General features: G+C 52.0%; 23 protein-coding genes. 19 read left to right on the forward strand and 4 right to left on the reverse strand.

Features of this window, described 5'->3' with window-relative positions:
• Position 1: 1 nt before the first annotated feature.
• Positions 2-901: a LysR family transcriptional regulator gene (locus tag ONV78_RS25010; RefSeq protein ID WP_279507156.1), complete on the reverse strand. Its 900-nt coding sequence runs from the start codon at positions 899-901 to the stop codon at positions 2-4.
• Between the two features lie 108 nt (positions 902-1,009).
• Between ONV78_RS25010 and ONV78_RS25015 the strand changes: the two genes are divergently transcribed.
• The 10 genes from ONV78_RS25015 to ONV78_RS25060 all read left to right on the forward strand — a co-directional run bounded on the left by ONV78_RS25015 (position 1,010) and on the right by ONV78_RS25060 (position 7,800).
• Positions 1,010-1,438: a DUF2000 domain-containing protein gene (locus ONV78_RS25015; RefSeq protein ID WP_279507157.1), complete on the forward strand. Its 429-nt coding sequence runs from the start codon at positions 1,010-1,012 to the stop codon at positions 1,436-1,438.
• Between the two features lie 47 nt (positions 1,439-1,485).
• Positions 1,486-2,088, forward strand: a complete 603-nt coding sequence (locus tag ONV78_RS25020) for a LysE family translocator (RefSeq protein WP_279507158.1) — start codon at positions 1,486-1,488, stop codon at positions 2,086-2,088.
• A 689-nt stretch (positions 2,089-2,777) separates the two neighbouring features.
• A complete protein-coding gene (locus tag ONV78_RS25025) occupies positions 2,778-3,188 on the forward strand; it encodes a DUF4279 domain-containing protein (RefSeq protein ID WP_279507159.1) in 411 nt (136 codons plus the stop codon).
• A gap of 179 nt (positions 3,189-3,367) precedes the next feature.
• Positions 3,368-3,589 (forward strand): hypothetical protein, encoded by a 222-nt coding sequence (locus tag ONV78_RS25030; protein ID WP_279507160.1) that lies wholly within the window; start codon positions 3,368-3,370, stop codon positions 3,587-3,589.
• Positions 3,590-3,733: 144 nt separating this feature from the next.
• A complete protein-coding gene (locus tag ONV78_RS25035) occupies positions 3,734-4,090 on the forward strand; it encodes a tetratricopeptide repeat protein (protein ID WP_347815431.1) in 357 nt (118 codons plus the stop codon).
• Positions 4,091-4,521: 431 nt separating this feature from the next.
• Positions 4,522-4,941 (forward strand): HEAT repeat domain-containing protein, encoded by a 420-nt coding sequence (locus ONV78_RS25040; RefSeq protein ID WP_347815429.1) that lies wholly within the window; start codon positions 4,522-4,524, stop codon positions 4,939-4,941.
• A gap of 228 nt (positions 4,942-5,169) precedes the next feature.
• The gene (locus ONV78_RS25045) at positions 5,170-5,523 is read left to right on the forward strand and encodes a hypothetical protein (protein ID WP_216737970.1); all 354 of its coding nucleotides are present in this window, start codon (positions 5,170-5,172) and stop codon (positions 5,521-5,523) included.
• A gap of 60 nt (positions 5,524-5,583) precedes the next feature.
• Positions 5,584-6,057, forward strand: a complete 474-nt coding sequence (locus ONV78_RS25050) for a hypothetical protein (RefSeq protein ID WP_279507163.1) — start codon at positions 5,584-5,586, stop codon at positions 6,055-6,057.
• Positions 6,058-6,157: 100 nt separating this feature from the next.
• Positions 6,158-6,499, forward strand: coding sequence for a hypothetical protein (locus ONV78_RS25055; protein WP_279507164.1), 342 nt, complete (start codon positions 6,158-6,160; stop codon positions 6,497-6,499).
• 680 nt (positions 6,500-7,179) lie between these two features.
• Positions 7,180-7,800: a PEP-CTERM sorting domain-containing protein gene (locus tag ONV78_RS25060; protein ID WP_279507165.1), complete on the forward strand. Its 621-nt coding sequence runs from the start codon at positions 7,180-7,182 to the stop codon at positions 7,798-7,800.
• A gap of 209 nt (positions 7,801-8,009) precedes the next feature.
• On the opposite strand, the gene ONV78_RS25065 is transcribed toward ONV78_RS25060, so the two are convergent.
• Entirely contained in the window at positions 8,010-8,849 is an 840-nt protein-coding gene (locus ONV78_RS25065) for an alpha/beta hydrolase (RefSeq protein ID WP_279507166.1), read from the reverse strand.
• A gap of 101 nt (positions 8,850-8,950) precedes the next feature.
• Here ONV78_RS25065 and ONV78_RS25070 point away from each other — a divergent pair, with 101 nt between their 5' ends.
• Positions 8,951-9,883, forward strand: coding sequence for a LysR family transcriptional regulator (locus ONV78_RS25070; protein ID WP_279507167.1), 933 nt, complete (start codon positions 8,951-8,953; stop codon positions 9,881-9,883).
• Here ONV78_RS25070 and ONV78_RS25075 read toward each other — a convergent pair.
• Both ONV78_RS25075 and ONV78_RS25080 read right to left on the reverse strand, forming a co-directional pair.
• Positions 9,868-10,272 (reverse strand): hypothetical protein, encoded by a 405-nt coding sequence (locus ONV78_RS25075; protein WP_279507168.1) that lies wholly within the window; start codon positions 10,270-10,272, stop codon positions 9,868-9,870. The two genes, ONV78_RS25070 and ONV78_RS25075, sit on opposite strands and share 16 nt — an antisense overlap.
• A gap of 24 nt (positions 10,273-10,296) precedes the next feature.
• Positions 10,297-10,626, reverse strand: a complete 330-nt coding sequence (locus ONV78_RS25080) for a hypothetical protein (RefSeq protein WP_279507169.1) — start codon at positions 10,624-10,626, stop codon at positions 10,297-10,299.
• 590 nt (positions 10,627-11,216) lie between these two features.
• Between ONV78_RS25080 and ONV78_RS25085 the strand changes: the two genes are divergently transcribed.
• Genes ONV78_RS25085 through ONV78_RS25120 form a run of 8 tightly spaced genes read left to right on the forward strand, consistent with a single transcriptional unit; the run spans position 11,217 to position 18,920 of the window.
• Positions 11,217-12,524, forward strand: a complete 1,308-nt coding sequence (locus ONV78_RS25085) for a S8 family serine peptidase (protein WP_279507170.1) — start codon at positions 11,217-11,219, stop codon at positions 12,522-12,524.
• Complete coding sequence (locus ONV78_RS25090; RefSeq protein WP_216738352.1) at positions 12,511-13,095, forward strand: hypothetical protein; 585 nt, start codon at positions 12,511-12,513, stop codon at positions 13,093-13,095. The genes ONV78_RS25085 and ONV78_RS25090 overlap by 14 nt, the downstream gene beginning before the upstream one ends.
• A gap of 21 nt (positions 13,096-13,116) precedes the next feature.
• Positions 13,117-14,319, forward strand: coding sequence for a hypothetical protein (locus ONV78_RS25095; RefSeq protein WP_279507171.1), 1,203 nt, complete (start codon positions 13,117-13,119; stop codon positions 14,317-14,319).
• A 26-nt stretch (positions 14,320-14,345) separates the two neighbouring features.
• A complete protein-coding gene (locus tag ONV78_RS25100; protein ID WP_279507172.1) occupies positions 14,346-15,476 on the forward strand; it encodes a hypothetical protein in 1,131 nt (376 codons plus the stop codon).
• A 3-nt stretch (positions 15,477-15,479) separates the two neighbouring features.
• Entirely contained in the window at positions 15,480-17,597 is a 2,118-nt protein-coding gene (locus ONV78_RS25105; RefSeq protein ID WP_279507173.1) for a hypothetical protein, read from the forward strand.
• Positions 17,594-17,779: a hypothetical protein gene (locus ONV78_RS25110; RefSeq protein ID WP_279507174.1), complete on the forward strand. Its 186-nt coding sequence runs from the start codon at positions 17,594-17,596 to the stop codon at positions 17,777-17,779. Before ONV78_RS25105 ends, ONV78_RS25110 begins: the two co-directional genes overlap by 4 nt.
• Before the next feature lie 18 nt (positions 17,780-17,797).
• A complete protein-coding gene (locus ONV78_RS25115) occupies positions 17,798-18,172 on the forward strand; it encodes a hypothetical protein (protein ID WP_279507175.1) in 375 nt (124 codons plus the stop codon).
• A complete protein-coding gene (locus ONV78_RS25120) occupies positions 18,159-18,920 on the forward strand; it encodes a hypothetical protein (protein WP_216738358.1) in 762 nt (253 codons plus the stop codon). The genes ONV78_RS25115 and ONV78_RS25120 overlap by 14 nt, the downstream gene beginning before the upstream one ends.
• The last annotated feature ends 42 nt before the right edge of the window (positions 18,921-18,962 follow it).

Below are 18,962 nucleotides of genomic sequence, written 5' to 3' on the forward strand. Positions count from 1 at the left end.
TTTAGCCGGTGTTCGCATCGGCTTGGCGGCGTTCCTGCAGAAACTGAATAAACCGATAGGTCAGGCTTTCTCTGGCGGCGTTGGGCGGCCAGAGCGCATAGACGCCCAAGGCGTCGACGTTCCAGTCTGGCAGGGGATCGCATAATCGCCCGACACGCAGATCCTCCTTCACCAGAAAAGCCGGCGGTGTGGCTAAGCCGAGTCCTGCTGCGGCCAACTGGCAAACCGCATCAATACTGTCCACGGTAATGCGCGGTGAATAGTCAATGCGATGACATTCTCCTGTGGCGTTGTACAGCAACTTATAGTTCGGCCGCATCTGCAGTCCGATCCATTCCCAGTCCAGCAAGTCTTCCGGTTTGCTGGGCGTCGCTCTGGATTGAAGATAATGGGGCGAGGCCACCAGACGTCGAGTCAGGTCGAAAAGCTTTTTCGATTTCAGGGCGCTGTCGGGCATCGCGCCGATGCGTATCGCCAAGTCAATGCCGTCGCGAATCAGGTCCTGTCTTATATCGCTGTAGTTAATGCACAGTGAAACCCTGGGATAAGCCAATGCAAAAGCGGCGACGTCTTCGGTAAAGGGGCCGCGCGCCAATACGGCGGGAGCGGTGATGCTCAACTTGCCGGTCGGCTCCGCCGCTTGTTCGGCGATAGCGTTCAAGCCAGCTTCCGCTGCCGCCAGCATGGCCTTGGCGTGTTCGAACAGACGTTCGCCCTCGCTGGTGAGCGAGAGTCGTCGAGTGGAGCGATAGAGCAGGGCGACGCCTAGCCGTGTCTCCAGTCCTGAAATATGGTGGCTGACCACGGAAGGCGACAATGACAGCGCACTCGCCGCGGCGCGAAAAGAGCCGGCTTCCACCGTTTTGGCGAAAACCGCCAGAGCGCGTAAATCGTCAATCATTATTCGATATTATCGATCAGTGAAAATGAATTGGCCCATATTATCATCACTATTCCGTGCGCATATAGTTTTCTCGACTAATCATCACATCTTCTGAGGAAACAACGAATGACGGATACCGAAATCGCCGACCTGAAGTGCGTCATAGTCATCGACGCCAATCTGCCGATCGGCCCCATCGCCAATACAGCCGCCGTATTGGCGCTATCGCTGGGCAAAGCCTTTCCCGAATTAATTGGCGACGCGTTGCCGGACCATAACGGCCATCTTCGCGCGGGAATTACCACCACCGCCATTCCAATACTGCGCGCCGAAGGCGTTCGCCTGCGCAGTCTGCGGGAGGAATTGAAGGAGCACGAGCCGCAATTGACCGTTATTGATCTCACCAGCGCCACCATGACGACCAAGAGCTATGAAGCCTACGCGGAAAAGTTGCTTTCCACTCCGGTTGATGAACTCGAGTATCTGGGCGTCGCCCTTTGCGGACCCAAAAAGATCGTTAATAAATTCACCGGTAATCTGGGGCTGCTGCGCTGACGTCAGCAAATGCTATCCAAAGGCCCGAATAACAAAGGGGAGTCCAAATGTTAGTGAGTTTTATTGTCGCAACAGTGCTGATCACATTGGCGCCAGGCCCCTCCATGCTATTGGTCATCGCCAATACGCTGCGCAGCGGTCTGGGGCAGGGGATATTCACCAGTCTGGGCGTGGTGGTCGCTGATGCAATGCTGCTGTGCCTGACTATCTCAGGTTTGGGGGCGTTGGTGCAGACTTCTGCACTGGCGTTCAATTTGCTGAAATGGTTTGGAGTAGCCTATCTCGCATATCTGGGAGTACGCCAGCTTTGCAGCCAGCCTTCAACGGAAGATCTGTCCGGCGCTGAAGTCGCCAAACAAAATCCATTCAAACAAGGCTTGGGCGTCACCCTGCTGAACCCTAAAATCATCGGTTTTTTCATCGCGTTTTTCCCTCAATTCCTCGACGCCAACACGCCTGTCGGCCCGCAACTCATGACGCTGGGGCCGCTGTTCCTTGTTATCGTCTTCCTCATCCTGGCGGGATACGCCATGGCGGCCAACCGTGTCCGGCGGTGGCTGGCCGGCGCACAGGCGCAATCCGTGTTAAATAAATCATCAGGATTCGCTTTACTCGTATGTGGAGCGGCGGCAGGGTTGACGACGCGCTGAAAAACGACATCATAGCCGCACTATGACTCGAAGCAGGGCGAAAAGCACATTGGTCCTTACGACGCTTAAGTGATTGCTTGGTTTGATTTGTCAAAGGATGTAGACGGAGTTGCATTCCAAGGTCAAGTGGCATTGAGAGTAAACACCAGAGCATTCTTGCACCGCTGCGACCGAAAGATGATAAAATTGATCCGTATGGCGAACTGGTTGAGAGGTTATGAAAGTAAAGCGCGCATATAAACCACCTGTAATTTTAAGTATCTACAGTATACTCACGATACTTATATTTTCAGCTCTAACAATAGGTTTGCTTGCCTATGTAAATCAGCCGCTAGTAGCAGCTTCGTGTGGTTTCATTGGTGTCTTTGTGCTCGTTTTCTCTATAGGTGTAGATCATAAGAGGCAAGGTGTTAAGCTGTCTGATTACGCGGAAAATATGAGGGCCAATTTTAGTTGCCCTACCTGCAGAAAAGTATTGCCAAGAAAAATAGAGCACGAAGATATTGATGGTCTTCCAATACTATATCTATGTGCACCCTGTGATGTTCTTTGGTATACCGGTGATCATGTTAGAAGCACATAACAGGTTAATACACGAGGTTTCAATGCCGTTGTCCTTATTTTGCTCCAGAAATCGCCTCCAACTTCACCAAACTGATGTTAGAAACGTAATTCTCTGGGAGTGCTGAGTGGAAACAAATGAAGGAAGAGTATACTTTGCTCTAGATGGAGATGACTTTGATCCAGATAAAGTGACGGAATTTCTAGGGATAGAGCCTACTTCGATCACGCGTAAAGGTTCAAAGGTTCCCGGTATACTTCCGAGAATAAACTCTTGGGAATTGTCAACAGAGAACATAGTCAACAACTACATTGACATTTATGAAATGTCTGCGGAAATTGTTAACAAGATCAAGCCCAAGAAGAATCTGATTCTTCAGGCAAAAGAGATTTTCAATGTTTCGCCAAGATTGGAAGTCGTTTTGTGGATTTCTATGAATGAAGAGCATTCAACTCCGGCAATAGGTTTTGACGCTGAAACTATAGGATTTTTAGGCGAAATCGGTGCGTTTGTTGATATTGATGCATACAAGCACTAAGACGAAAGAGCTAAGGAATCTCTTAATGGAATTTGACAGAGACATAGGTGAAGTATGGGCCCGGAAACCCTAGTTAAAGAACCACAAAGTCTGCTATTCGATTATGCTGAGTTTGAAGATAGATTGTCAGAAAATTTTCAAAATCCAAGCTGGTGAGTAATAATTTTGGTTGTAAATTGATGAGTGTAAATAAATCGCTGTGTGTTTTTGCCTTTGTTTTGTGTCTTTATCCAGGTCTCTCTATGGCTCTTGAAGGTACAGAAACTGTATCAACTTATATAGAGCATTTTCCTGAACAATTGGAAGGAAATCAGTATCAAAAAGATATTGTAAGTGCATGGAAGCTCATTCGTGAAGAACAATACTCAAAAGCCTTCGCTATTGCGGATGAGTTGATATAAGAAATTGAAAAAACATTTAAAGAAGAATTAAAACAATACGCTTTTAAGTCAGAGGCGGAATATGCCGAGTTTGTCGCTCGTAATGATGGATCTGTTCAGAGAATAGACTGGTCTTACACAGAAGCACTTCGAATTAAAGCGTATATATACTCTTCAAATCGCTATTTTGAAATGGCTTTGGCGGAGCTTGATAAAATAGATGTTGTAGCTCCAGTCTCAGCTGGGGCAAAAATAGAGAAAGGATACGTACTAGGTCAGTTGGATGAACTTTCACGGGCGCATGAAACCTATCAAGATGCTCTTGAACTAGCTGGCAGATACTCAAGCCAATCTGTTTACAAGGCTGCGGCGCTGCGTGGAATTGGATTTATTTTGATCGAAATGCAAAGGCTTGATGAGGCCGAAGAAGCCCTTCAAAAATCCTTGGCCATTGAGCCGGGGAATGATACTGCGCTTAATGAATTGGCCTATATAAAGGAGCTTCGCGGCTCTCAAATATAATTGCTTTGGATGCATCGGGACGAGGTATATACATAGGCTCAAATGTAATCCTTTACAAAATTCTGATCATATTTTTGAAACTGATAAATGTTCACTAGTGACAGTATATAACTCAGTAATAGTGTCAGTAGACTCGAAAAGTATATTTTCAAAGATCAGCTGCTTGATAATAACTGCAACTTCTAATGGAAGGTCATTCACTGTTATGGGGGCGTGTGGCGCGCTAGCTAAGGAATATGTGCTACTAAAGCTGTGATCTCTATGACAAAGCCTTTGAATGAAGTCAAGTATGTTGCTGGTTTGTCCAGAAATCCATCAGTTTTGTTGAGTCAGGAAGCACGTTGTTTCGTGAGTTAGCCCGCCCGAAATTCTACGGTATACTCTATGCGGGCTGAAGGTGAAATGTACAAGTTTTTAGGTATTAATCAGTTATGTGTGAAGTCCGGGCACTTATCCGCGATTTGGCGTCTTCAGACGCTTCAATTAGAGACAGGTCAGCGTTAACTCTAATGGATATTGGTGATGAACGTGCAGTCGAGCCGCTTTTTCGAGCAATCACAAAGCCTGAGAATATTAACCACCGAGGAACGCTTGTATACGCCTTAAGCGCATTCAACTGCGAAGCTTTTGTGGAAGTTCTTGTAGATATAGTATTGACTGGCAGCTTTGAGGTGTCTATCACGGCATTTTCTATTATCGCAGACTCAATTACATCACCTGAATCTCTAATGCAGATGCAAGCTCAGCTTTTAAAGTTCGACAAGAATATGCTATCAGCGGACCATCATCACGAGGCTTATCAGGAACTATTGGAACTTGCCGCATCAGTAAGCGATGGGTACGAGCAGTAATGCTTGACAGGCAGTCCGCTTTGTTATCTGGGGGCTTAAGCTGCTCCCTTAAGTTGGAGATGGAGCCGACGTTTGGCTGTATGAACGGTGAGTGTTACTGGTTCATAATAACAAAAAGATAGCAACTATTTGGAATTGCTGAAAATGATATGGGACCTGTTGTAGTTTTGTCGTATTTTACGCTTAGAGAAGCGCCTGTGAGTTAATAAGATAGCTATTAGAGTTTATATGCCATCTATAAAGATAGTTAAGGAGTTCAATCAATATTGCTTTGAATCTGCGAGTTCGGAGCAAGCAATAGTGTTAATAAAGTCAAGGTGGGATCGCTGGAAGTCCGGAGACGAATTTGCCGATGCATGTTTGGAATACGCTTGGGGGAAAAGAGTAATGACGCCAAGAGATTATGGTTTTTATATGAGATTTGTAAAAGATATTTCAGCATCACTTAGAGAAAAACTGGATATTTCGGGGCAAGACCGCTGCAAAGAGTTTACGCTGGTGTGCAACGACTGGAATAGCAAGGCTTTAATGTGGAAAGAGCAATCACTCTACTTCATGCTATGTTGGTCTACTGCTGCGTAGCTTTAGTAATTTTCTTTAAAATGACCTTCCTCCCTATCAAAGCTTTGAGTGAAATGAGCTATGAAGCATCTAGCAGATTTTTTCAAAAGCACGGCAAGCTTACTGGAGTATCCTGAAGACCTCGATTACGAGTGTTTCGTGGTCTATGAGATCTCACTGAAAGAGGCATCATTAGAGTCTGCTTTAAAAATGTTCAATGAAATGAATCCTTTAAAAACATGGGATTGGCCCTTCGAGCTATGTATGGAGAAATATAAGCAGATAGAAGGTTCAGAGGCAGCACCATATCTCATCCATTTTATTGGCGATCATTTACGTTATGAAAATGGCGCATCTATTTCTGAAGAGCGTCTTGAGGAGCTGGCGCAGATTTTTATTCAGGGAGAGTGGGGTTCTATTTATGTAAATCATGGCTCTATAACCAGACATGGCTGCAGCTTCAGCATTGTCAGATGCCCCGAATGCCACGAATCTTTTATGGCCTTAGTGGGAGCGGACAAGGTTAGAATGCTAAATTGTTGGGAGAGTGACTAATTACTATAAAGCGCCGCATGCGGATTTGTATTCGCCGGAGCTTTTTGTAAACAGTAAAGCCGAACTGCACTAAATAGTCACACGTTTCACGAGGTGGTAAGTGAATAAAGAGTACACCGAGGATTTGGAAGAAATCGCAACCTATGGCTTTGATGCGATCGACCCTGATGAAAAGGTAGAGGTTAACTTGAAAGACCTGATGTATGTGTTTTCTACTTTACAGGAATACCTGCGGTTCTTTCATCAGCCATTACGCTACCAAAATACGGAAGATATTGATCGTTTTATGGGGTCTATAAATGATAAGGCCGCTTTTAAGCTGCTTCATACCTCAATCTACGAAAAAATGCGAAATATGTTCCCAGAACACATTGAAGAAAAATATGGAGAAGGCGACTTTGACTCTCCAAAATTACCTTTCTACTATGATGACTCGAGATAGAAGAATGTCAAAATCAGCCCAAATTCACCTCCGATGCTACTATGTCTACCTGTCGCGAGCACTGTACTGTGCTCGCGGATAAACTGCTATGTAAGTACTGAGGATTACACGTCAGAAAGTTGAATAACAACTAAATTTTACTTGCAGACAATAGGTAGCCAAATCGATGAACATCGACGCCCACATTTAAAGACGATCTTGAATACATTGTGAGCGCCATAAATAATAAACGTATCGGACTAAAATATCACTTTCTTATTTTTTAGGCGTCATATTAATTTGTTCGAAAGGCTCTTTGTGGGGGGCTAAGTACATTGCAGACCACGGTTTGCGTGGGTGAATAACAATTATCAAGTCTTGATGGTTATTTGGCCAAGAATAAGGTTTTTTTGAGAGAGCGGCGCGCTATCAAAAGATGTTCTTAACTTTACTTTCTTTTGACTATATGTCCACGGGATTTACAGGAGAATCTGAACTTCAAAAACGTATTGATGAGTGCAAGCGCCAGCTTATTGAATTATAATGCTGGGAAGTTATATGCCTCATGTTTCCATTGGATACCATTCCGATATCGCTTTTTTGCGTAATTTTCCTCAACAAAGGCTATACCGGAATTTTGCTTGGCGAGCCGGATGCCAGGCAAAATTTTATGAAACTAAGCAGTAAAAAAAGGACTGAAAATGAGTATCGTAAAGAAATTAGTGTTTTCACTATCTTCCGTATTTTTTGTAACCGCGGCGCATGCGGTCCCAATAACTATTAACGATCCAAGTTATAGCACTAGCTATTATGAGTCTTCCGAAGTTAATAGCGATTACTCGCTATATTTTATCGGTGTATATGAGACTAGAAAGGATCATTCTTTTGATTATCACCCCACGGGTAATGCAAATGTAGAAATTGGAGATCAACATGGTAAGTCGACTACACTTGTTTTATCTTCGTATGAACCGACACATTGGAATATTTCTGGTTTAGGTGTCACTGATATTACGGATATAATTTTATACGGCTATCATGACCAGTCGATCAGTGGCTTCTTACCTTCAACAACAGTCAGTGAATATTCATACGAGGGCGAGGGAAGTTATCAAGGCTTCACATACCGTTATCCAGGAGACGGTAGAGTTGTAAAGCATTTAGCTTCACAAGGTCTTACTGTTTCCTCGTTTGCAGGCTCGTACAGAGCGACTGACTTTAGTATTGGGGCATTAGATCCTGTATCTGTTCCAGAACCATCTTCCATTGGCCTCCTGTTAATGGGGCTTGGTTTATGTCTGGGCCGAAAGCTAAGAGCATAACAAGACAGTCATAAGGATTTTACATACTGCGCTTTGGGGGCTAATTTCCCCAAAGCGCCACGCCATAGACAATGCCCCATATGAAGGCTTTGTACGCCAATAGAAAGATTCAATCATGAGTCCGCCAGCGGATACTCCGACAATTACAAAGCGAAACCCCAGACATCGGCTCATCGACCTGGCGTGAGCCGTGTCCATCGTGACGGGCCTTAGAGCCTGAAAAGATTCTCCAGAAAAGCGGCTACCGGTTGCCTGGCCATAGGCAGGTTAAGCAGGGTGTGGGGCGCATCGGGTATTAATACGACGCTGGCGTTAGCGTGCCCTTTGAAAGCCTCTATACAACTTCCCTTGGCGGACGCATTTCCGAGCCATTCATTGGCGGAAGAGAAGTAAGGGTCGCTGGCGCTGATGACGTTAATGATGGGACGCCCGTCGAGCACAGCAGTATCGGGAGAAGCCACAAAGTAGTTATTCTCGCAACTCCACGAAAAGATAATTCGTCCTGCGAATGCCTCGCCGCTATAACGGGCTACCGCAACCGATCCTTCACTGGCTCCCGCCAGCGCCAGACGTTGATTGTCAGCCCAGGGAATCGTCTTCAACGCCTGAATGGCCAGATTGATTTCTGAGCTGCGCAGGGTATGGATTTTCTCGTAGATATCCTTACTGACCGGCGACTTATAGGTCAGTCTATCTGGCAGGGCGTAAGAGTCGGGGGCGAGACTGGCGATTCCCAGGCCAGCCAGCCACTGTTGCCATTGACCAATAGCTTGCAAACCCAAACCTGAGGAACCATGCAGGAATACCACCACGGGAACCTTTTTGTCCAAAAGCTTTGGCGCATTTTTTAATAATCCCAGATAGATATCGCCGCCAGTGACGCTGCCAGGCAGCGCTATCTGAGCGTTACTTATCGCCTTACGGGATGAAGCAGCGTCGTGAGCGCTTGCATGTCCCTTTACTTCTCCCTGTGGTGTTATGGCTTCCGCCTGCAGGGAAAGGACGGCGTAGGCATATAGCATGGCAAAAAGAAAGCGAGATAGTTTCATGGCGCGGCTCCGATACAAGCTCCAATAGTGACGTCACCACTTTAAAAATCAGTTTGAGTGATGTCTAATGCATTAATTGAGCTGATTAATAATTAAGAGTTATGAATCTATCTCAGCGTCATCTCCAGATGTTCGTTACCACTGCCGCTTATTGTAATGTCTCTCGGGCAAGTGAAACCCTGCACATCAGTCAGCCCGCGTTGACTCGGGCTTTGAAGGAGCTTGAAAGCCAGCTCGGCGTCACCCTGTTTCAGCGCACAACCCGCAGAATTAATCTGACCATGGAAGGTGAAAGGTTTCTGCCGGTCGCCCAGCGGCTTCTCAACGATATGACTGTTGCAATAGATATGGTGCGAGGGGAAGCGACAGGGCAGCAGGGTTCGATAAGTCTGGCGGTGGGGGAGGCATTTGGCTGCACAGTGCTTCCAGCCGTGCTTAAGGTGTTCGCCCAAAGCTTTCCAAGGGTGCGTGTCAGGATCATCAATGACAACAGTCAGGGGATTACCCGACGGGTTGATAATAGTGAAGTGGACTTCGGTATTGGCACCCCTGTTGGAAACACTGGAGCGTTGTTGTGCACCCCGTTGTTAAGCGCTCCTCTGGGGTTGCTTGCCGATCCCTCCCAGTACAAGCTTGGGACTGACGTGGATGTAAGTGATCTGGCGAGCCTGCCTTTGCTTAAGGAAAGTAACGATACCAGTATTCATCATTTGCTTAGCGTCAACGGCTCGGATGTGGTGGCATGGATGAGTATCGGAATTGAGGTTTCGAGCCTGGCGCAACAGCTGGCATTGGCCCGGTCTGGAGTCGGTGTTGCTGTACTGTCTGCTTTGGGGGCGTCGCACTATGACGCTGTATCCATGAAGTTCTCCCAACTTAAGCCAGAGATAAATAGGAAAGTTTTCCTTATGCAGCGTAGGGACAAAGTGTTATCTCCTTCATCCCGAGCTTTATTGGCGACGATCTTTGAGCTTATGCATTCCGTACCCTTGCATCCATGTGTGTTGATTTATGATTATCACTCATCGAAATAATACCTCCCACGATTAAGCACGTCTAAGGCTTCAACTGCTTCAGTCTTAACCCAATTCTTCTTCTCGTTGTCTTCGATTGCCAGCGGTTTAAGGGTGCGGGTCTGATATTCGGTTTCTAGGAGGTATTTTTCGCCATCTAAATATAAGAAAACTCTACCCACGCCCAACACATAAACAATCTCTACGGCATAGTGATTTCTCGATGTATCTGTTACCCAAGGATTGAGATGACAGACGTCCCCATAGGGCGTTGCATATTCAAAGCTTATTCCAGGTGTTGGTCCTGCTGAAGTGGCCAAATGAGAAAGGTGTTCTGGCAAATCTTCGTTGAGGTCACGTTGAATTCTTATGCAGTCCTCAGGTGTGAGGCGATGGAGTATGTAATTCATAGTAAAAGCCCAGTGGGTGCGTGATTAGCCATTCAGCTTCGCCCCACAGTTAAAACAACTTATCGCCCGAGCGCTGACTTTTCGTCCGCATTCGTCGCAAACCAGGGAGGTTTTCCCGGCTGAGGTTTGGGATTTCTTTTCAACTTCCGCCAGTTTGGCTTTTAGTCTGGCGCTGGAGCAGCCATCTTCTTCCATGATTTCCCACATGGCCTGACAAAGGTGGGATAGTTTTTCCACTTTTTTCTCTAACAGGCGCACGTCTACGGCGATGCCTTCCGCCCTGGTTTTGGCATTGCGCGCTTCGCCATGGGCTCGGGAGATTTTGAAGTTTTGAAAAAGGTCATAGAGGTTCATGGGGAATTCCAACTGCCTGTTACTACTGTTTTGCTAACGATTATTGGGTCGGGGAGGCGAACAGGTTCGCGGCGTCAGGGAAAGCGTTGAATAAGGCGCCGTTTTTGTTGATGGGATGTTCGTCCATGGGGGTATCCGGATGGTCCTGTTGCTGGGCGATTGTGTTCCCGGCGAGGAGCCGGTTCGCTGATAGGGCGCTATCTTACTCATTTTGAGTCTCCAATCCCACTTTCTGTAGGCGTTCTTGTTCTCTAATCCTGCAAAGACTGGCGCACTGGCGCCCCAGTCTGGGTGAAAAATCACCCAGTGCGGGTCAGCGTTACTCCAATGCTGATTCTGGCTTGACGAATCTGTCGAAAGTTGGGGCTGGATACTGATAGCTGTCTGGTTTTTGCGGGTCGGAATAGACCCGCTTTTCGTCCCAAATCTTTGCTTGGATTTAACGTGAAACGCGTGTGTCGCCCGGCGCATTCGGACGTTGCTGATTGTCTGGAAAAGTGGAATGAAGCTTGCTCACGCATAGCTCACCGAAATCAGTGATCGTATGCGCAAGAATTCAGCGGATCGAATCTATAACAATGAAGAACCACGTGCGTATCAAATTGCGGCGGCCGGTGGCGGCGCTGGAGGATCTGCCTCATTGGCAGCAGTTGCTGGGCAATCGGCGGCTGGAGCATGAACGTTTTCTGCCGGACGTTGATCGTATCTTTCATCGGCATCGACTGTCCTTTTTCGCCACACGGGAATATCAGCCCGCCGGGCCGAATTGGTCTGAAGACGAGATCGCCAGCGGCTTGAACCGCGTCTATCGGTTGGTCCTGTCTCGCGACGGCGACATTCCTCCCGACATGATCGCGGAAATTCGTCTGCTGCCGGAGGTGGAGGAAGCCGCGCCCGGCGATATCGGGCAAATGGAGCTGAATCCACGCAGCGCAGCTATGAGCGCGCGCACTGACCGCTCCTCGCGGGAGGCCATATTCCTGGAAGAGGCGCAGGCGTTCAGCCAGGGCGACAGCGACATTGTGGTGGCGGTATTGGATACCGGCGTTGAGCTGGATCATCCCGAACTGCGCCATGCTATCCGCGGCGGCTATGACTTCGTCAACATACTCGATGGCGCCAGTGAGTTTATCGGCGACTATATCGACGCGGACGCCATCGCCGATGACGAAGTCGGCCACGGCACCCATGTGGCGGGCATTATCGTGGGTAAAGGGCAGGGCATGCCGGGCGGTGTGGCGCCCCGTTGCAAACTGATCCCCGTGCGCGTGCTGGCCGCCATGGAAAAACAGGGACGTCGGGTCGGCGCCGGACTCATCGAAAATATTAACGCTGGCGTTAAATATGCGGTGGATCAAGGCGCGCATGTGATCAACATGTCATTAGGCGTAAGACATGAGGGCGGCGGCCTACCTCACCAGGAAGTTATCGACTACGCTTATCGGAAAGGAGTCACCATCGTGGCGGCGTCCGGCAACGACGGGTTACAGGAAATGTATTACCCCGGCGCGTTTGAAACAGTCATCGCTGTCGGCGCAATGGACGCGCAAGGGCACGTTGCGGACTTTTCCACCTATGGAGACCAAGTCTCCTTTATCGCTCCGGGCGTTGACGTCTACAGCGCCTATCTGGACAACGAATACGCGTTTTCAACCGGCACCTCCCACGCCGCGCCCTTCGTAACCGGCGCTGTGGCGTTGCTGAAATCCTATGCCCGCAAAGCCGGACGCACGCTGTCCGACGGGCAGATCAAACATATCCTCAAGCACACCAGCGACAAAATCGACAATCGCTTCAAACACCGCAAAGCCGGATACGGGAGACTGAATCTGGCGGATGCGATGCGTTATCTCGAGTTCAAGCTTGGCCAAAGGAGAGAACGATATGGCTACCACTGAAGAGAAGAAAGAGTCCTCCGCCCGCACTGCGGCGGGAACCACCGTCACGGCGTCGTCCGCTCTCGACTTCGGCGACTTGAAGAACGAGTGGAGCAAATTGCTGGAGAAGCAGCGGCCGGACGCGGAGAGCAACCTGCTCAAGGTGAACGTCCGCGCCGGCAAGATCGACCCGCTGGCGGAAGCGGCGCTCAGCAAGGTGAAAGAAGTCTATTCCACCAATGAGAACACGCTGCGCAAGCTTATCACCCGCAAGGGCTGGGCGACGGAGCTGGACCGGGTGATCAAACGCATCAACAGCCTGCGCATCAGCGAAAGCAAACGCGTGGTGTTGGCGGCGGTGTATCCGGCGCTGTTGAACAAGTTGCTGAGTTGCAACGGCGCGGATGAGGAAGTGAAGGACGAAATGGGATTCACCGATTCGGTGTTGTTCGAGCTGGAGCGCGAAGACGGCCCCCTCGACCGATTCGCCCAGGAGGTGGTGAAACTGGTGGGGGCCAAGCACCGCATCAATTTTGCCGAAGACAATGTATTGTGCGACCTGATTGCGCATCAGGTTCGCGCCGGCCTGTAATCAGCGAACGGGACGTCAACCATGCCTAGCAACACAAAAATCTCGCTTAACCCCGGCGCCTTGGAGGCCGCGGTATTAAAACTGATTAATTCGGTGAACGAGCAGGGGCAGTTGCCGGCGTTGCTCGAAATCTACATCGAGAGCAACGAGATCGAGAAGTCCCGGTTCACGCCGGAAGTTAAAGCCGCGATGATCGACTATCTGCTGGATCGCGGCGTACAGATCGACGACATCGACAAGCTCAAAAAAGGTGGCTACGACGAACATTTCGCGCTCGCCTATGACTATGCGCTGAGCACCGCCGGCGGCGAAGAAGACCCCCTGGACGCGGCGCGGCGTAAAGGCGGCGGACGCGGTTTCGGACAATGGGACTTCAGCGTCGATCACTTTGAGGACGTCGAAGAACAGGGCGTCGTCAAAGAGAACATTCTGGCGGCGGGCGCGTTGGATTACATCTTCGAATTCGGCGAGCGTCTCGGCGTGTTCCGTCTGGTGGACGCGCTGGTGCTGAATTGGGCCGCAGGCTCCATCGATGTGGTGGAAGGTCCGGCGGCCGCCCGTCTATACCGTTACTGGAAGCTGCGGGAAGAGCGCGCCTCGCTCGACGAACGCGGCATGGTGTATCGCCGGGTGCTGAGTAAGGGCTCCACCGAAGTGCTGTCGCGCATGGTGGTCAACGAGCCTTTCCCCTTGCTGTGGCGCAACCTGATGGCGGAAGTGGCGGAATACATTGACAAGACCGAAAAAGTCGATGACGGCGCAGGGGAGTTTTCTCCTGTGTCCCGCTCCCGTATCTACCAGGCTACCCGCGAGCTGCAATACAACCTGACCGAATACTGCACCGGCATGGCCCACGTGCAGGCGCGGGAATTTTACGCGCAACTGCAGGAGTGCTTCGAAATCCTGAAGGATGACGAAATCATGTCCTACTTCGGCGGCAATCGCCGTAAGAGCCTGTGGACGGTGATCGAACGGCTGTCCAAGGAAGAATTCGGCGCTTCCCCCAATATCGCCGCGCATCGTTCTCTGGCGGTGGACGGCAACCGCATCTTCCAGTGGATCGCCAACTTCAATGAAGCGGCGGTGCGGCAGGAGGATTTCATCGCCTTCCTGCAGGCGGCTGAGTCCTACATCCTCAACTTCACCTCCGCGTCGGATCAGGAAATTGACGAGTTTGCGGAAGAGGATGACTTCGAGTTCGCCGACGAGGACGACGATTTCTAACCCAGGCCAACAGGGAGCCCAGTCGCATGAGTGAACAGGCTATCAAAGACATTGCAAGAGAATATACGCGCAGGACTTTGGCCCAGTCGGCCACATTTCACCAGTTGGGGATTGAAGACCAAAAGGCCTTGTATCTGGACGTTTACCGGCAGAACTATCAGCAGCTGGCGCTGAACGCCAATGGCGGCGCGCATCATCCTGCGCCCTATGGCCGTCAGCAAAGCCTGCAGAGTCAGGCCATGGCCGATCCCAAAAAAGCCAGCGACATGATCGACGATGATCGCCATAAAAACGAGCGCATCGATCAGGCTGGCGAACTGGCGGGCGGCTTTATTGACGAGGTGGATTTTCCCGGTTTCGTCAAAGATCTGCTCAAAGGCGTGTTCGACGCCAACCTGGAAGTCACCCTGGCGCAGATGGAGTCCTATCAGAAGCTGTTGAAGGCGGCGACCCAGTCGGTCTCTAAATTCATCAACGCCATCGACGATACCGCTTCGTTTGGTTATCTGGCGGAGAACAATAGCGATGAATTCGGCCTGGACTTCAGCGATGAGGAAAACGCCGACGGCTCGCGCAAAGTGGTGTTGACCGACAGGAATGGCGATCCGGTGGACCTGGGAGATAATCAGGTCAAAGCCCGCATCATGGACGCCAAGATTCAAATGGCGAAAGAACAGCGCGCCATGCTGCGCGAGACCATCCTGATGGGCATCACCCGTCTGGTGGTGGAGCGCGGCAACGTGAAGGCCTCCGTGCTGTTCGACATCAAGGCCACCGAACAGGTGCAAAAAGCGGACAAGGCGGCGTTGCAGGAACTGAAGTCCTCCAGCAACAGCGTCAGCGCCAGCGGCGGCCTGATCGGCGCTATCTTTGGCGGACCCAAGGGTGGTCATACCTCCAGTACGCGCAAAACCAAAATCTCCGTGGCCAGCGCCAAGAGCGTGGCGAATACGGAGCTGGCGGCGAAAGTGGCGGGCTCGGTGGATATCACCTTCAAATCCGACTACTTCAAGCTGGATAACTTCGCCGCGCTGTATCAGGGCGGCAATGACGGCGGCGCGCGCCTTGGTCCCTCGCAGCAGGTGGCTGCGCAACCGGGTGCGCAACCCGGTGCGGCGCCGGCAGCCGCTCCTCCAGCGCCGGTAGCGGGAAGATAAACCGTGGCGCTGGCGCTGATCCTGGCGATACAGCCCGGACCCGAAGGCGTCGCAGTGCGGTTCGACATTGGTCATAACCGTTATCTGCGTTGGAGCCTGGGGGAGGGCGAGAGCGAGACCGCCAACGGACTGCCGCGTCTGACCGGCGCGGCCGGGCGCTCCAGCCTGATTGGTCCGTTGCGGCCGGAGGCGAGGGGGCACGGCGAGTTCGTGATCCCCCGCGCCATGCTGTCGCGGGAGAAGCGTGCGCTGCAAATCACCAGCTACCGGGATGACAACGGCGCCGGTCCCGCTATCTCTGCGGTGGAAACCTTGCCGGTCTCCCTGCTCAGTGACCTGGGCGGTGAGCCGCCGCCACCGGCGGGATTAGCGTTAGGGGCGACACAGGCAAGTAAAAAGGACAGCATCATGACAGCCGTATCCCCTGCATATCAGAGACAGACAGCCATGGCGCGGCAAGTGGATAACGCGCCTTTTCATCTACGGGAAAGGCGCTTGAGCCGACCAATGTTTATCGATGCGATTGTGGGCGCGTTGCCCAGCCTGTTGCCTATGCTGGCGCCGGCGATCGGCTCATTACTGGCCAGCGTGGCGCCGGCAGTGGGACAAGTGGCGGGACAGGTCGTGCGCAGCGTATCCGGCGGCGGCGCGCCGCGTGCGGACGCTGGAACCCAGACCGCCGTAGCGCAAATCGCCAATCTGGCGGAACAGGCTCTGCGTGCGGCGGGTCCTGCCTCGCAACAAATACTCACTCCCGAAAACATGCGCCAGATCATGCAGTTGATTCAGGCCGGCGCCGCAGCGCAAGGCGGGGCGACCGCCAGAGCCAGTGGGCTATCGCGGCGTGGGCCCAGACGTCGACATCTGAGTCTGGCGCGCTCTCAATACAGTCAGGCTCAAGTCGCCCCGGCGTTACTGGCGGCGCTGCCTGCATTGATGCCTTTACTGCAACAGGTGCTGAGCCCGCAGACGGTGCAGAGCATCATCGACGCGCCGCAGCGCATGACCGGCCAGATTATCAACGGCATCACCGACTTCGCCCGCCTGGGGCTCCAGGCCGACCAGCAATTGCAGGAACACCTGCGCGCGCTCAATCCGGGAGTGGACGATCCTGCGCTGCATCAATTGCTGGCGGGTTTGAGTCTGGGCATGACCGCCCGACGCGGGCGCGCCTATAAACGTGTCAGCAGCGTGCGTCTGATGTTGGATCATACGCCGACGCAAGTGGTGTTCGGGCGGGAAGTGTCCCTGTATCAGCAAGGCGCGCCGCTGCAGTTTCCTCTGTCCGTGGAGACGCCTCAGTCTATTCGCGACGCTGAGCTGATGTTGCAGATCAAACAGGCGGACGACCTGCGCATTGTGCACGAGGACGCCGAGCCCATTGGCGACGTCAGCTCCGGCCCGTTGGAGATCATTCCGCGAGTGGAGGCGGACGTCTCGGCGCGCTTGTCGCCGCAGAAAGACTATATCGTCGTACTCTCCCTGATCTGGCGCAACAGCAAGGGTCAGAGCCGGGGAACCTCCGTGCAGCACAGCATCAGTCTGATGGGGGATTATCGTTTTGACAGGGTGGAGGAAACCGGCGAACTCATCCCCCTGAGCGACCGGGAAACCTATCGGGATTACTGGCATCGTCTGTGGGAGGCGCCGTTTGACAGCGATACGCGGCGAGTGGATATCCAAAGCAGATACTTCCTGACCCTCAACCCGGAACGCAATCGCAACGCCCGACTGGATTCCGACGTGCGCACGGAACAGGAAGGGCCGCGGGCTACTATCCGTTTGCGCAGCGGTTATGAATATAGCCTGTATGCGCTGAATCATTTGATGACGCGCCTGGAGCCGGATCAGGAAGCGCTGAGCGACGCGGCGCTGGAGGCGCTTAACGGCGCGGATTTTGTCGAGCGCTTCAATCAGGCGGCGCAGCATCAAGGTCAAATCCGCGGACGTCCCGGCGAGTCCGCCGCATTGTGGGCGTTTCCCGTCTTCAAGATGCAGACCCTGGTGATGGTGAGGGCGGAAAATGTCGACGAAAACGGCGTGATCGGCGGCCTGTCGGAAGAGCGCATACGCTTTCCCATGCCCGCCATGGTGCATTTTGTGGGAGTGAAACAAGCATGAAGAACAACAATTCCCGGCCGCGCCCCCGGCTTCGCGCCAAGTCGTTATCCGAGCGCGATATCGCGGATCAATTCCAGGGACTGGAAGTGGAGTTCAATGACAAAGTGACGCTGTTTCCCGTGCAGGTGGAGCGAAATACGCCGCCGCAGCGCAGACGTTCACTAAGAAGCAGTCTGCACTAAGGCTGGAGCTTAATGGCGATGAATGACGCAATGGCCCCGGACCCGAATGCGGCGACCAATGCTCCAGAGGAGACTCGGGAGTCCTGGCTGGCGCCCGATCAGCAGGGGCTGGTCGAGGAAGATCGGTTTCCTGGTCTGGCGGACATGCTGGAGGATTTTCTGACGCCGCAACTGGCGCTGGATGTCGACCCGGCCCAGCCGGATCAGTTGCTGGGGTTGTATGTCGAACGCCTGGCGCTGGATCTGCCCATTGAGCTGCAGCCGCGACGGGATGAGCATGGCGTTCTCACTGTGGGCGTAGCGCCGCCGACCCAATGGATCGAAACCAGCGTGCAGCCCGTGTTGCACAGACTTCGCGTCACTCTGGAGTTAAACGACGATGACGACGCGTGAAACCAAACCCTGGAATCTGGAGCAGTTTCTGGACTCCCTGATTCTGGAGCTGGACAAGGCGCAAGACACCCTGTCCCTGAAAGGGTTGACGCGCAAACTGACTTACACCGTCAAAGACGTGGCGCTGGACTTGAATATTTTCCCGGTGCTGGAGGACGGCAAGGTGAAATTCCAGATGGCGAAGCCCGGGGAAACCGGCGGCTCGCGCATCTCATTTCAACTTGGCTCCATCACCGATCGACAGATTCGCGAAAACGCCAACGAGCCGCCCAGCAAGGACGACGTGCAGCTGGATACGCTGGAGGATGTGGATGACGAGGTGAAGGAAAGTCTGCGCAAGGTGGGCGTCACCTCGACTCGGGATCTGGAGAAATTGAATCAGCGCAATGTGAATATTGAGAACGTGGTGAAGGAGAAGACCGGCGGCGAAAAAAGCCTCGACTATTCCGACCTCGCCAATCTGATCAACAAGGCGCGTCGGCGCAAACTGTCGCCGCAACTGTCGACGTTGAGCGCGAAAGAACAGGAAGAAGCGGTGGAGCTGACCCTGCGCGGCAGCAACTTTGTTTTGCAGCAAAGCGCCAGTTATCCGGCCGCCATGGTAAACAACCAGAAAGCCGAAGTGCTGCATGCGGACGCCGGCGAGTTGAGACTGAAGGTGCCGCGGCAGGCGCTTAAAGACGGCGACAACGCCTTAGCCATCGCCCTGGACCCCTATGCGGTGATGCAACTGAATCTGCAGTCCTGAGGATAACGTTGCGTTCAGAGGAAAAAGACCAACGGAGGCGTG

The sequence above is a fragment of the Hahella sp. CR1 genome, assembly GCF_029813005.1.
Classification (GTDB): Bacteria; Pseudomonadota; Gammaproteobacteria; order Pseudomonadales; family Oleiphilaceae; genus Hahella.